The organism is Streptomyces sp. NPDC001492 (assembly GCF_053597275.1).
Window position 1 is genome coordinate 57474 of record NZ_JBSFHW010000045.1, and the last position, 13518, is coordinate 70991.

The 13518-nt window shown below is 68.7% G+C and carries 14 protein-coding genes and 1 tRNA gene; 10 read left to right on the top strand and 5 right to left on the bottom strand.

Going from position 1 to position 13518, the window contains the following annotated elements; translation table 11 throughout:
* The first annotated feature begins 10 nt into the window (after positions 1-10).
* From ACWC1K_RS39940 to ACWC1K_RS39970, 7 genes are all read left to right on the top strand, one after another.
* Positions 11-83, top strand: a tRNA-Gln gene (locus tag ACWC1K_RS39940).
* 112 nt (positions 84-195) lie between these two features.
* Positions 196-1644 (top strand): bifunctional UDP-N-acetylglucosamine diphosphorylase/glucosamine-1-phosphate N-acetyltransferase GlmU, encoded by a 1449-nt coding sequence (gene glmU / locus ACWC1K_RS39945; RefSeq protein WP_450837967.1) that lies wholly within the window; start codon positions 196-198, stop codon positions 1642-1644.
* Positions 1645-1719: 75 nt separating this feature from the next.
* Positions 1720-2700: a ribose-phosphate diphosphokinase gene (locus tag ACWC1K_RS39950; protein ID WP_099929380.1), complete on the top strand. Its 981-nt coding sequence runs from the start codon at positions 1720-1722 to the stop codon at positions 2698-2700.
* Positions 2701-2916: 216 nt separating this feature from the next.
* Complete coding sequence (locus tag ACWC1K_RS39955; protein ID WP_450837968.1) at positions 2917-3513, top strand: 50S ribosomal protein L25/general stress protein Ctc; 597 nt, start codon at positions 2917-2919, stop codon at positions 3511-3513.
* 76 nt (positions 3514-3589) lie between these two features.
* Positions 3590-4186 (top strand): aminoacyl-tRNA hydrolase, encoded by a 597-nt coding sequence (gene pth, locus ACWC1K_RS39960; RefSeq protein WP_450837970.1) that lies wholly within the window; start codon positions 3590-3592, stop codon positions 4184-4186.
* Positions 4187-4228: 42 nt separating this feature from the next.
* Positions 4229-4744 (top strand): hypothetical protein, encoded by a 516-nt coding sequence (locus tag ACWC1K_RS39965; RefSeq protein ID WP_450837972.1) that lies wholly within the window; start codon positions 4229-4231, stop codon positions 4742-4744.
* 135 nt (positions 4745-4879) lie between these two features.
* Positions 4880-5560, top strand: a complete 681-nt coding sequence (locus ACWC1K_RS39970) for an LPXTG cell wall anchor domain-containing protein (RefSeq protein ID WP_450837973.1) — start codon at positions 4880-4882, stop codon at positions 5558-5560.
* 63 nt (positions 5561-5623) lie between these two features.
* On the opposite strand, the gene ppc is transcribed toward ACWC1K_RS39970, so the two are convergent.
* Positions 5624-8356, bottom strand: coding sequence for a phosphoenolpyruvate carboxylase (gene ppc / locus ACWC1K_RS39975; protein ID WP_450837974.1), 2733 nt, complete (start codon positions 8354-8356; stop codon positions 5624-5626).
* 313 nt (positions 8357-8669) lie between these two features.
* Here ppc and ACWC1K_RS39980 point away from each other — a divergent pair, with 313 nt between their 5' ends.
* The gene (locus tag ACWC1K_RS39980) at positions 8670-9677 is read left to right on the top strand and encodes an acyl-CoA desaturase (protein ID WP_450837975.1); all 1008 of its coding nucleotides are present in this window, start codon (positions 8670-8672) and stop codon (positions 9675-9677) included.
* Entirely contained in the window at positions 9674-10351 is a 678-nt protein-coding gene (locus tag ACWC1K_RS39985) for a TetR/AcrR family transcriptional regulator (RefSeq protein WP_365843936.1), read from the top strand. Before ACWC1K_RS39980 ends, ACWC1K_RS39985 begins: the two co-directional genes overlap by 4 nt.
* Positions 10352-10421: 70 nt before the next feature.
* Here ACWC1K_RS39985 and ACWC1K_RS39990 read toward each other — a convergent pair whose 3' ends face one another.
* From ACWC1K_RS39990 to ACWC1K_RS40000, 3 genes are read right to left on the bottom strand one after another with little or no spacing between them, the layout of a single operon-like run.
* On the bottom strand, positions 10422-10595 hold the full coding sequence (locus ACWC1K_RS39990) for a CsbD family protein (RefSeq protein ID WP_450837976.1): 174 nt from the start codon (positions 10593-10595) through the stop codon (positions 10422-10424).
* 6 nt (positions 10596-10601) lie between these two features.
* Positions 10602-11033 carry a VOC family protein gene (locus ACWC1K_RS39995; RefSeq protein ID WP_450838003.1) on the bottom strand — a complete coding sequence of 144 codons (432 nt, stop codon included), beginning with the start codon at positions 11031-11033 and terminating at the stop codon, positions 10602-10604.
* Positions 11034-11035: 2 nt separating this feature from the next.
* Entirely contained in the window at positions 11036-11848 is an 813-nt protein-coding gene (locus ACWC1K_RS40000) for a trans-aconitate 2-methyltransferase (RefSeq protein WP_450837978.1), read from the bottom strand.
* A gap of 90 nt (positions 11849-11938) precedes the next feature.
* Here ACWC1K_RS40000 and tamR point away from each other — a divergent pair, with 90 nt between their 5' ends.
* A complete protein-coding gene (gene tamR / locus ACWC1K_RS40005) occupies positions 11939-12436 on the top strand; it encodes a MarR family transcriptional regulator TamR (protein ID WP_450837980.1) in 498 nt (165 codons plus the stop codon).
* Positions 12437-12559: 123 nt separating this feature from the next.
* Here tamR and ACWC1K_RS40010 read toward each other — a convergent pair whose 3' ends face one another.
* Positions 12560-13327 (bottom strand): response regulator transcription factor, encoded by a 768-nt coding sequence (locus ACWC1K_RS40010; protein WP_351473656.1) that lies wholly within the window; start codon positions 13325-13327, stop codon positions 12560-12562.
* Positions 13328-13518 lie beyond the last annotated feature (191 nt).

Below are 13518 nucleotides of genomic sequence, written 5' to 3' on the forward strand. Positions count from 1 at the left end.
GACGCAGCCATCCGCCATGGGGTAACTGGTAGCCCGCGGGCCTTTGAAGCCCTGTAGTGCTGGTTCGAATCCAGCTGGCGGAGCTGCTCGGTTCGGGCCCTGACAGCACCGTCAGGGCCCGCTCCCATGTCCCCCAAGAAACGCCCCGGTATCCTGCGGATGTCCCCACTCACTCCACAGCCGAAGGGCAACCCCGTGAGCGCCATTCGCCCGGCAGCCGTCGTCGTTCTCGCAGCGGGTGAGGGCACCCGTATGAAGTCGGCCACACCCAAGGTCCTGCACGAGATCTGTGGCCGCAGCCTCGTGGGGCATGTGCTCGCCGCCGCCCGTGAGTTGGACCCCGAGAACCTCGTCGTCGTGGTCGGGCACGCGCGCGAGAAGGTCACCGCGCACCTCGCCGAGACCGACCCCGCCGTACGCACCACGGTGCAGGCCGAGCAGAACGGCACGGGGCACGCCGTACGCATCGCCCTGGAGGAGCTCGGCGGCAGTGTCGACGGCACCGTCGTCGTCGTGTGCGGCGACACCCCCCTGCTCACCGGTGAAACGCTCCAGCGGCTCACCGCGACCCACTCCGCCGACTCGAACGCCGTGACCGTGCTGACCGCCGAGGTCCCGGACGCGACCGGCTACGGCCGGATCATCCGCGACGAGGCGACGGGTGCCGTCACCGAGATCGTCGAGCACAAGGACGCCACCGAGACGCAGCGCGCGATCCGTGAGATCAACTCCGGTGTGTTCGCGTTCGACGGTCTGCTGCTGGCGGATGCGCTGAAGAAGGTGCGTACGGACAACAGCCAGGGCGAGGAGTACCTGACCGACGTCCTCGGGATCCTCCGTGAGGCCGGTCATCGCGTGGGGGCCTCCGTTGCCGCCGATCACCATGAGATCGCCGGGATTAACAACCGTGTGCAGCTGAGCGAGGCGCGTCGCATCCTCAACGACCGGCTGCTGACCAGCGCCATGCTTGCCGGCGTCACCGTGATCGACCCGGCGACGACCTGGGTCGATGTGACGGTCACGTTCGAGCAGGACGCCGTCGTCCACCCGGGTACACAGCTGCACGGCTCCACGCACCTCGGTGAGGGCGCGGAGGTCGGGCCCAACACTCGTCTCACCGACACCCGGGTGGACGCCGGGGCTCGTGTCGACAACACGGTGGCCGACAGTGCTCACATCGGGCCGCAGGCGAAGGTAGGCCCGTTCGCCTATCTCCGTCCGGGGACCCGGCTGGGTGCGAAGGGCAAGATCGGTACGTACGTCGAGACGAAGAACGCCTCCATCGGCGAGGGGACCAAGATCCCCCACCTCTCCTATGTCGGTGACGCGACGATCGGTGAGTACACGAACATCGGTGCCGCCAGCGTGTTCGTGAACTACGACGGTCAGGAGAAGCATCACTCGACGGTCGGGTCGCATTGCAGGACGGGTGCGGACAATATGTTTGTGGCTCCTGTCACTGTCGGGGACGGCTCGTACACTGCTGCGGGGTCTGTGATCACGAAGGATGTGCCGCCCGGTTCGTTGGCTGTGGCCCGTGGTCAGCAGCGGAATATCGAGGGTTGGGTGGTTCGTAAGCGTCCGGGGAGCGCGGCGGCTCAGGCGGCTGAGGCGGCGTCTCGGCAGGTCGAGAGCGAAGGCTGACCGGAAACGGGTGCGCCGGAGTCGGCGTACCGTGATAAGTGCACACCCAGTTGAGACACCTCTGAGGAGACAGCTGTGACCGGGATCAAGACGACCGGCGAGAAGAAGATGATGTTCTTCTCCGGCCGCGCCCACCCCGAGCTTGCCGAGGAGGTCGCCCAGCAGCTGGGGGTCGGCGTCGTCCCGACGAAGGCATTCGACTTCGCGAACGGTGAGATCTACGTCCGTTATCAGGAGTCGGCGCGTGGCGCGGACTGCTTTGTGATCCAGAGCCACACGGCTCCGATCAATCAGTGGATCATGGAGCAGTTGATCATGATCGATGCGCTGAAGCGGGCTTCGGCGCGGTCCATCACGGTCATCGTGCCGTTCTACGGTTATGCGCGGCAGGACAAGAAGCACCGTGGTCGTGAGCCGATCTCGGCTCGGCTGGTGGCTGATCTGATGAAGACGGCGGGTGCGGACCGCCTGCTGACCGTGGATCTGCACACGGACCAGATTCAGGGCTTCTTCGACGGGCCCGTCGATCATCTCTTCGCTCTTCCGCTGCTTGCGGACTATGTGGGCGAGAAGGTGGACCGGAACAAGCTGACGGTGGTTTCGCCGGACGCGGGGCGTGTGCGCGTCGCTGACCGTTGGTGTGACCGTCTGGGTGCGCCGCTGGCGATCGTGCACAAGCGTCGGGACAAGGACGTGGCGAACCAGGTGACCGTCCATGAGGTCGTGGGTGAGGTCAAGGGTCGGGTGTGTGTCCTGGTCGACGACATGATCGACACGGGTGGCACCATCTGTGCCGCGGCCGATGCGCTGTTCGCGCATGGTGCGGAGGATGTGATCGTGACGGCCACGCATGGTGTGCTGTCCGGTCCCGCTGCGGACCGTCTGAAGAACTCGCGGGTGAGTGAGTTCGTGTTCACGAACACGCTGCCGACGCCTGCTGAGCTGGGCCGGGATCTGGACAAGATCACGGTGTTGTCGATTGCGCCGACGATTGCGAGTGCGGTGCGTGAGGTGTTCGAGGATGGTTCGGTGACGAGCCTGTTCGACGAGCAGTAAGGGTTCTGCGCCGGCGGGGCCCCGGTGGGTTCTGCCGCTGCCGGAGATCGTTTTGGGTGTGGCCTCCTTGGCCGAGTAGACTGCTGCAGTTGCTCGGCGAGGGAGGCCGTACCCGTTTTTGGCGGGGTATGGCGATCCGTTATCGACGCGCTCTTCGTAGCAGGCCGTTCGTGGCCGGGTGACCACGTCCGTTCCTGTTTTCCACGAGGAGTGATCATGTCCGAGGTGAAGCTCACCGCCGAGACCCGTACCGAGTTCGGTAAGGGTGCTGCCCGTCGTATCCGTCGTGACAGCAAGGTTCCCGGTGTTCTGTACGGTCACGGTTCCGACCCGCTGCACCTGACCCTTCCGGGTCACGACCTGCTGCTCGCGCTGCGTACGCCGAACGTCCTGATCGCTCTGGACATCGACGGCAAGACGAACGAGCTGGCGATCCCGAAGTCGGTTCAGCGTGACCCGATCAAGGGTTTCCTGGAGCACGTCGACCTGCTGCTGGTCAAGCGCGGCGAGAAGGTCACGGTCGAGATCCCGGTGCACACCGAGGGCGAGCTGGCCCCGGGTGGCAACCTGCTGGAGCACGTCCTGAACGCGCTGCCGGTCGAGACCGAGGCCACGCACATCCCCGAGGCCGTCACCGTGTCGGTCGAGGGTCTGGAGGCCGGTGCCTCCGTCCTCGCCAAGGACATCACGCTGCCGAAGGGCACCACGCTGGCCGTCGAGGAGGACACGGTCGTCCTTCAGGTCCTGGCCTCGCAGGCCGAGGAGGCCACCGAGGGCGAGGGTGCCGAGGGCGAAGAGGTCGCCGAGGCCTGATCCTCACCGTCTTCGTTTCGTTCAGCCGCTGTTCCCTCGGGGGGCAGCGGCTGGCGCGTATCAAGGAGAGAGTTACGTGACCACCCCTGCCAATTCCCCCTGGCTGATTGTCGGCCTCGGGAATCCGGGACCCGAGTATGCGATGAACCGGCACAACGTCGGGTTCATGGTGGCGGATCTGCTGGCCGAGCGGATCGGGGGGAGGTTCAAGCGTGCGGGGAAGGCTCAGGCTCAGGTCGTGGAGGGGCGGATCGGGCCTGTGGGTCCGGCGAATCGGCGGGTGATTCTGGCGAAGCCGATGTCGTACATGAATCTCTCGGGCGGTCCGGTGAACGCGTTGCGGGATTTCTACAAGGTGCCGGTGGCGAACGTCGTGGCGGTGCATGACGAGCTGGACATCGATTACGGCACTCTTCGTCTGAAGCTGGGCGGTGGGGACAACGGGCACAACGGGTTGAAGTCGATGACGAAGGCGTTCGGGGCGGAGTATCACCGGGTGCGGTTCGGGATCGGGCGGCCTCCTGGTCGTATGCAGGTCGCTGATTTTGTGCTGAAGGATTTCTCGTCCGCCGAGCGCAAGGAGCTGGACTACTTCGTGGACCGGGCGGCGGATGCGGTGGAGTGTCTGGTGATCGAGGGGTTGGAGCGGGCGCAAAGCACGTACAACTCCTGACTTGTCCCCCACCGGAGTTGACCTGGTGTGGGGGCATGGCCAATGATCCCGGCCATGCCTGCCTCTGCCGCCTCTGCCCGTCGGGTTTCGCGTCGGGCCTCGGTTGCCGCCTTGCGGTTCGGGCGGTTTGCGGCGATGGGCACGGTTGCGGTGTTGATTCTGGTCGCCGGGGTGTGGGCGTCGTGGCGGACGGCTCCGTATGTGATGCTCACGAAGGGGCGGGAGCGCGGCACGATCGAGGTGTCGCGGTGCGGGGACGATTCGTGTTCGGGTCGCTTTACGCCGGTTTCGCAGGGTTCTTCGGGTCGTGACCGGGTGGTCATCGAGAAGACGGTCGCGGTGCGCAAGGGGCAGACGTACACGGTGGTGGTGAAGCCGGGCAGCGATGAGGTCGTGCGCTCGGGGCCGGCGGGGATTCTGTATGCGTGGGTGCCGTTCGGCGGGGCGTTGCTGCTGGCCGCGGTGGTGGTGGCCGGGGGGCTGGGGCGGACGCGGGCCGGGTGGGTCATGGCGGGGTCGGGGGTCGTGTTGCTGACGGCAGCTTTCGTGACTATCTGACGGCTTTTCCCGTTCTCCGTCGTGTGGAGAATCCGAGCGTTCTCTGTTCGTGATTGACCTTGGGTCAGGTGTGGCTGGATGCTTAGCCGCCCCCTCCACATCTTCCCGTCCGTAACTCGAAGATGGACTTGCCCCATGCGTACCCTCACCCGCGCCGGCGCTCTGACCGCCGTCGCCGCGGCGGCGCTGTTCTCTGCGCCTGTTGCCGCTCACGCCACTGTTCCCGGTGACAACGGGACCGTGAAGATCCATGACGCCACCACCGGCGAGGAGCTGAAGCGGAACGAGCCGCACGTCTGCACGTTCTATCTGGACGCGTTCGGTTTTGACGCGGTCCAGCAGGTCGACTGGCACATCGAGGCCTGGGCTCCGACGGCCGGTGTGAAGGGCGAGACGGTGAAGACCGGTGCCATCACGCTGGACGCCGAGGGCCATGGCCGTACGGCGGACATGTCGCTGCCCGACGGGCACTACAAGCTGTTCTGGAACTTCGACGGTGAGAAGGGCGCCGCCAAGCACAAGGTGTTCTGGACGGACTGCGAGGACTCGGAGGGCGGCGGCGGTTCGACGCCTTCTGCGTCGGCGTCGTCCTCGGCGTCTCCGTCTGCGTCTTCGTCGTCGTCTCCGTCGCCCGGGTCTTCGTCTTCGTCCGCGCCTTCGTCCGGGTCCGTGTCCGCTTCGGCGTCGCCGCAGGGTGGTTCCGGTGGTGACCTGGCCGAGACGGGTAACGGTGCTCCGGTGGGTCTGCTCTCGGGAGTCGCGGCCGCGCTGGTGGCCGGCGGCGGTTATCTGGTGGTGCGCCGGCGCAGGGCCTGACGTACGGCATGAGGGTGCCCCCCGGCTTCTCAGGAGCCGGGGGGCACTTTCATGTGCGGGGTCTCAGCCGGTGTTGCGCAGGCCGGCTGCCACGCCGTTGACGGTGAGCAGGAGGGCGCGGGAGAGCAGCGGGTCGGGCTGTTCGCCGGCGGCCGCGGCGTCGCGCTGGCGCTTGAGGAGGGCGACCTGGAGGTAGGAGATCGGGTCCAGGTAGGCGTCGCGGATGCTGAAGGTCTGCTTCAGCACGGGGGCGGCGTCGAGGAGTTCCTTCTCTCCGGTCACCTTGAGCACCTCGCGCACGGTGAGTTCGTGCTCGGCCTTGATGGTGTCGAAGACGTGCTTGAGTTCGTCGGGGACGAGGGTGTCGACGTAGTGGGCGGCGATCCGCAGGTCGGTCTTGGCGAGGGTCATCTCGACGTTGGAGATGAAGTTGCGGAAGAAGTGCCACTGTTCGTGCATCTCGTCGAGCACGGTGTCGAGGCCGGCTTCGCGCAGTGCCTTCAGGCCGGAGCCGACGCCGAACCAGCCGGGGACGATCTGCCGGGACTGGGTCCAGCCGAAGACCCAGGGGATGGCGCGCAGGCCGTCGAGCGAGACGCCGGAGCCGGGGCGGCGGGAGGGTCGTGAGCCGAGGTGCAGGTCGGCGAGCTGGTCGACCGGCGTGGAGGCGAGGAAGTACGTCGGCAGGTCGGGGTCCTCGACGAGTGCGCGGTAGGCGGCGTGGGCGGCGTCGGAGACGACGTCCATGGCGGCGTCCCAGCGGGCGAGGGCCTCGACGGACTGGCGGGGTGCGGTGTGCAGGGCGGAGGCCTGGAGGGTCGCGGCGACCGTGAGTTCGAGGTTCTCCCTGGCCAGGGACGGTACGAGGTACTTGTCGGAGATGACCTCGCCCTGTTCGGTGACCTTGATCTCGCCTTCGAGGGTGCCCCAGGGCTGGGCGAGGATCGCGTCGTGGGAGGGGCCGCCGCCGCGGCCGACGGTGCCGCCGCGGCCGTGGAAGAGGCGCAGCCGTACGCCGTAGCGGTGGGCGACGTCGCGCAGTCGGCGCTGGGCGCGGTGGATCTCCCACTGGCTGGTGGTGATGCCGCCGAACTTGGAGGAGTCGGAGTAGCCGAGCATGACCTCCTGGACGTCGCCCCTCAACGCGACGAGGCGCCGGTAGGACGGGTCGGAGAGCATGTCCTCGAGGATGGTGTCGGCGGCCTTGAGCTCGTCGGTGGTCTCCAGGAGGGGCACGATGCCGATCTTGGCCCAGCCGGCGTGCAGGTCGATGAGGCCGGCCTCGCGGGCGAGGACGGCGGCGGCGAAGACGTCGTCGGCGCCCTGGCACATGGAGATGATGTACGACTCGACGACCTCGGGTCCGAAGATCTCCAGGGCCCGCTTGACGGTCTGGAAGACGCCGAGGGTCTTCTCGCCGGGCGCGTCGACGGGTGCCGGGGTGGGGGCGAGGGGCCTTCTGGACCTGAGTTCCTTGGCGAGGAGCTTGGCGCGGTAGTCGCGGGGCATGTCGGCGTAGCGCCAGGACTCCTCGCCGAGGCGGTCGAAGAGCTGGCCGAGGGCGTGGTGGTGGGCGTCGGCGTGTTCGCGTACGTCCATGGTGGCGAGCTGGAGGCCGAAGGCGGCGAGGGTGCGGATGGTGCGGTTCATGCGGCCTTCGGCGAAGAGGCCGCCGCGGTGTTCGCGCAGGGAGGTCTGGATGAGGGTGAGGTCGGCGAGGAGCTCGCTGGTGCCGAGGTAGTCGCGGCCCGTCTCGTGCGGGGTGCCCTTGGCGAGGCGCTGCTTGGTGTTCTCCAGCTTCTGCCGGATGCAGGTGGCCTTGAGGCGGTAGGGCTCCTCGGCGTTGAGGCGCTTGTAGCGGGGGCTGATCTCGGGGAGGCGTTCCAGGTCGGCCTGGAGGGAGTCGAGGAGTTCCTGGGTGGCGCCGGTGTAGCGGATGGAGTTCGACAGGAAGCCGCGGAGTTCGTCGATGAGTTCCAGGGCGTCGTTGATGCCGTGCTCGTGCTGGAGGATCAGGACGTCCCAGGTGACCTGGGGGGTGACGTTGGGGTTGCCGTCGCGGTCACCGCCGATCCAGGTGCCGAAGGTGAGGGGGCGGGTGTCGTCGGGGAGCTTGACGCCGACGCGCTCCAGTTCGGCGGTCAGGTCCTCCAGGACGTCGCCGACGGCGCCGGCGTGGAGCTCGTCGAGGTAGTAGATGGCGTTGCGGGCCTCGTCGGCGGGCTCGGGGCGGACGACGCGGAGTTCGTCGGTCTGCCATACGAGGTCGATGTTCTCGGCCAGACGGGTGTCGTGGCGGCGGCGGTCGGCCTCGATGACCGGGGTCTCCAGGAGTGCGGCGATGCGCCGGAGCTTGTTGAGGACCGACCGGCGCGCGGCCTCGGTGGGGTGCGCCGTGAACACGGGGCGCACGTTGAGGTGGCGGACCGTCTGGCGCAGGTGCTCGGGGTCGGCGTCCTTCAGCCGGTCGGCGGTACGGGCCAGCAGGCCGCCCTCGGCGGCGCGCTTGGCGCGCAGTTCGCGGCCGCGGTGGACCTGTTCGGTGACATTGGCGAGGTGGAAGTAGGTGGAGAAGGCGCGGACCAGCTTGGCGGCGGTCTCCAGTTCGGTGCCGCGCAGCAGTTCGGCGGCGGCCTCTCCGTCCTCGCGGGTGAGGCGGCGGACCTTTTCGACGAGTTCCAGCAGCTCGGGGCCCTCCTGCCTCACGAGGGTCTCGCCGAGGAGGTCTCCCAGCCGCCGGATGTCGGCGCGCAGTTCGCTGCTCGTCGTGGTGGTCTGGTCGTCGGCACTGCTCACAGGTGCGGCTCCTTGCAGTGTTGAAGCTCGTCCGGGAGGGGAACCCGGTGCCCTGGGCCGCGCGGCAGGCGCCGCATACGGCCCTGACATCCGGGAAAGGAATCAGAGCGGACCGCGCTGTCCGACCGACTCCAGGATAGGTGTCCATGCGGACGCGCATGATTTCGGGCTCTTGCCGCCGGGCGACTCGCTGCCATACTTACGACGCCGTAGGTTACGGAACCGTAGGGACCGTCGTAAGGGAACCCGGGCACGGTTGCGATGGCCTACCCCGGCATCACACCCTCAACCCTCGACCCCACAGGGGACGCCCATGACCACAAGCTCCGATGTGATCGAAGACGCCCCGAAGGCGACCGGCGACACGTCCGTCTCCGCCACGCTGGGCGGGGAGCAGAAGCGCTCGATCGAGCAGATCACGCTGCTGCTCTTCATCACCGTCCCGTTCCTCGCGCTGGTCGCCGCGGTGCCGCTGGCGTGGGGATGGGGGGTGAGCTGGCTGGACCTCGGCATGCTGGTTTTCTTCTACTACCTGGGCTGCCACGGCATCACGATCGGTTTCCACCGGTACTTCACGCACGGCTCCTTCAAGGCCAAGCGTCCTCTGCGGATCGCGCTCGCGATCATGGGGTCGCTGGCGGTGGAGGGGCCCCTGGTCCGCTGGGTGGCGGACCACCGCAAGCACCACAAGTTCTCTGACGCGGAGGGCGATCCGCATTCCCCGTGGCGGTTCGGGGAGACGGTCCCGGCGCTGATGAAGGGCCTGTGGTGGGCGCACATCGCCTGGATGTTCGACGAGGAGCAGACGCCGCAGGACAAGTACGCGCCGGATCTGATCAAGGATCCGGCGATCCGTGCGATCTCCCGCCAGTTCGTGTTCTGGACGATGCTGTCGCTGGCTCTGCCGCCGCTGATCGGTGGTCTGGCGACGATGTCCTGGTGGGGTGCGTTCACCGGGTTCTTCTGGGGCTCACTCGTTCGGGTGGCTCTGCTGCACCATGTGACCTGGTCGATCAACTCGATCTGCCATGCGGTCGGCAAGCGGCCCTTCAAGTCGCGTGACCGTTCGGGCAACGTGTGGTGGCTCGCGGTGCTGTCCTGCGGCGAGTCCTGGCACAACCTGCACCACGCCGACCCGACCTCCGCGCGGCACGGTGTGATGCGCGGCCAGCTGGACTCCTCGGCGCGGATCATCCGCTGGTTCGAGGCGTTCGGCTGGGCGTACGACGTGCGCTGGCCGTCACGCTCGCGTATCGATTCACGCCGTAACACCGGCCAGGACGGCTCTCAGACCCGGAAGGAGTCGGCGAAGGCGGCATGATTGACGCCGTGGCGACCGACTCCAGCAGCACCCCGACGAATGAGAAGCCGCGGCGAGCGCGGCGCACCCGGATGACGGGGGCCGAGCGCCGTCAGCAGCTGCTCGAGATCGGTCGCACCCTGTTTGCCGCCAAGGGCTTCGAGGGCACGTCGGTGGAGGAGATCGCGGCGAAGGCCGGGGTGTCCAAGCCGGTGGTGTACGAGCACTTCGGCGGCAAGGAGGGGCTGTACGCGGTGGTGGTGGACCGTGAGATGCGCCGCCTGCTGGACATGGTGACCAGTTCCCTGACGGCCGGGCATCCCCGCGAGCTGTGCGAGCAGGCGGCCTTCGCGCTCCTGGACTACATCGAGGAGTACACGGACGGTTTCCGCATCCTGGTCCGTGACTCGCCCATCCCGCAGTCCACGGGTTCCTTCGCCTCGTTGATCTCGGACATCGCCACCCAGGTGGAGGACATCCTGGGCCGGGAGTTCAAGTTGCGCGGCTTCGACCCGAAGCTGGCCCCGCTGTACGCGCAGGCCCTGGTCGGCATGGTCGCCCTGACCGGTCAGTGGTGGCTGGACGTGCGCCGTCCGAAGAAGGCGGAGGTCGCGGCGCATCTGGTGAACCTGGCGTGGCACGGCCTGGACGGGCTGGAGGCGAAGCCGCATCTGATCGGGCGCCGCAAGAGCTGAGACAGACGGGCGCTGAGACAGACGGGCGGCGGGGCCCCGTGCGAGGTCCCGCCGCGTGTTTCCGTCCGCGTCAGTGCTTGAAGACGTCCTTGGTCTTCTCCTTGGCCTGGCGGGCGTCGCCCTTCGCCTGCTGGGCCTTGCCCTCGGCGGTCATGCTCTCGTTGCCGACGGCGCGCCCCACCGCCTCCTTGGCCTTGCCCTTGGCCTGTTCCATCTTGCCCTTGGCCTTCTGGTCCTTCGCCACCGTCGATCACTCCTGGTCAAGTCGGACTTCGGTGTCACCACGGCGGGTAACCGTTCCGGCGCGGGGCAAACCCGGGTCGGCGCCCCGGCCGAGGAACTCCAACCGGTTGCCCACGGGGTCCTCGGAGTAGAAGCGCCGGTGGCCGGGCAGGTTGTCGTCCCACTCCACGTGCGCACCGTGCGCCCGCAGCCGCTCGGCGTACCGCTCGATCCCGTTGACCCGCAGCCCTGGGTGGGCCTTGTGCGCAGGCCGGAAGGCGGCCTCGATCCCCAGGTGCAGCTGCACGGACCCCGCCTGGAACCAGCACCCTCCCCGCGCCGCGAGCACCGGCGGCTTGGGGATCTCGGTCATCCCCAGGACGTCGACGTAGTACGCGCGCAGCCGGTCCTCGGAGCCGGGCGGTGCGGCGAGCTGGACGTGGTCGACGGCGGTGATCACGTTCACGCCTCCTTGCGGGCCACGGCGAAGATCCGGCGGAAGGGGAACGCCGTACCGTGCGCGCCGGCCGGATAGGCCTTCCGCAGGGCGGTCCGGTACTCGTCCAGGAAGGCGTCCCGGGCCGCCGGGTCGTCGGCGAGGGCGGTGAGGACGGGGCGCAGGCCGGTGCCCTTCACCCAGTCGAGGACCGGGTCCTCGCCGGTGAGGAGATGGACGTACGTCGTCTCCCAGACGTCCGCCGTGCAGCCGAGGGCGGTCAGCTGCTCCAGGTAGGTCTCGGGCGGAAGGACGGCGTCCTCGTGGCGGAGGGTGTCGGCGAGGCGCTCCTTCCAGGGGGCGGAGCCGGCGAGTTCGCGCATGAGCCGGTGGCTGGGGGCGCCGAAGTTGCCGGGGACCTGGAAGGCGAAGGTGCCGCCGGGCTTCAGGCCCGCGATCCACTCCCCGAAGCGCTGCGGGTGGCCGGGGACCCACTGGAGGGTGGCATTGCTGACGATCAGGTCGTACGGCTGTGCCGGCGCCCAGGTGCGGGCGTCGGCGGGGGCGAAGTCGAGGTGGCCGCCGCCGGGGGTGGGGCCTGCGTGGTCGACGTGCGCCTTGTCGAGCATCTCGGGTGAGTTGTCGTAACCGGTGATGTGGGCGGCGGGCCAGCGGTCGGCCAGGAAGACGGTGACGTTGCCGGGGCCGCAGCCGAGGTCGGCGATGCGTGGCGGGTCGGTGGGCAGGGCCGGGACGCGGGCGAGGAGGTCGGCGAAGGGGCGGGCGCGGTGGCCGGCGTGGCGGAGGTACTGGGTGGGGTCCCAGGTGGGGGTGCTCATGTCTCCATACCTTCCCCGCCGACTTCTCTCGATGTCAAGAGACTCGACGTCAAGAGACTTCACATCGACACAACCACTACACTGATCGTCATGGAGGACGAGGTCGATCGACTGGTCGCAGCGTGGCGCCGGGAGCGTCCGGACCTCGACGTGGAACCGCTCGAGGTGCTCAGCCGGGTGAGCAGACTGGCCCGGCATCTGGACCGGGCGCGCCGGCTGGCCTTCGCCGAGCACAGCCTGGAGCCCTGGGAGTTCGACGTGCTGACGGCGCTCAGGCGCGCGGGCACGCCGTATCAGCTCTCGCCGGGGCAGCTGCTGACGCAGACCCTGGTCACCTCGGGCACGATGACGAACCGCATCGACCGCCTGGCGAAGAAGGGCCTGGTGGAGCGGCTGCCCGACCCGAGCGACCGCCGCGGCGTGCTGGTGCGGCTGACGCACGAGGGCCGGGACCGCGCGGACCAGGCCCTGGCGGGACTGCTCGACCAGGAGCGTGCGATTCTCGGCGAGCTGTCGCGCGCCCAGCGCGGTGAACTGGCGGGGCTGCTGCGGCAGCTGACCGCCCCGTTCGACAACATCCCCGGCTAGGCGCTCCGCTGGGAGAGCCGTGTGGGTAGTGCCGCCATGGGTTGTCCTGTGGCAGCGGGTTCGTCGTGGCTTGTCGCGCCGGTCCCCGCGCCCCTTCAGGGCGCTCCCGGGCGCCGGTGCTGATCAGGCGCTGCTGCTCTCCTCCACCCGGCCGGCAGGCCCCAGGTCGACCGGGCCGACCCCCGCGCGCCGCGCCAGTGCGACCGCGGCCAGGGTCGAGTGGACGCCCAGTTTGCCGAGGACGTTCTGCATATGGGTGCGGACGGTGTGCGGGGAGAGGAACAGGCGCTCGGCGACGGCCTTGCGGCCCAGCCCGGCGACCATGCACCGCAGCACTTCCCGCTCCCTCGGCGTGAGGGACTCCACCAGCCGCTCGCTCTCGGTGCGGTGCTTGCGCGCGGCCGTCAGCTCCCGGAGGACGCCCGTGAGCAGGGCGGGCGGCAGATGCGTCTCGTCGCGCAGGACACCCCGGATGACGTTGAGCAGCCGGGACAGCGAGCAGTCCTTGGCGACCCAGCCGGAGGCCCCGGCCTGGAGGGCGAGCGCGGCACGCCGCGGATCGTCCTTCTCGGCGAGCACGACGATCCGTACCCCCGGCTGCCCGGACCGCACGCCGGCGACCAGCGAGATCCCGTCGACCAGCCCCTCCTCATTGCCCTCCTGGACGGGTACGGCGGGCCGTACGCCCGGCACGTTGCCGCCCAGGTCGGAGTCGACGAGCAGCACGTCGAAGCGGCGGCCCTCGGCTGCCGCGCGCTCCAGGCTGCGCAGCGCGGCGGGACCGCTGCCGGCGGCGGAGACGTCGACGTCGGGCTCGGCCGCAAGGGCGGCGGCGAGCGACTCGGCGAAGATGCGATGGTCGTCGACGACCAGGACTCGGATGCGAACCACGAAACCCCCTTCCCCAAGCTCTCGAAGAGCAGGGGATACCCCATTGTCGGGAGACGGCACGGGCGCAGGTACGGCACCCGAAGCATCCCAGGTCGTCTGTGACCACCTGGGACCGGAACGGCACACCGCACGGCCGCCGCCGTGCGGAAACTGCTACCCCCACTTCGGGTGTCGTACCCGACTGTCTCGCC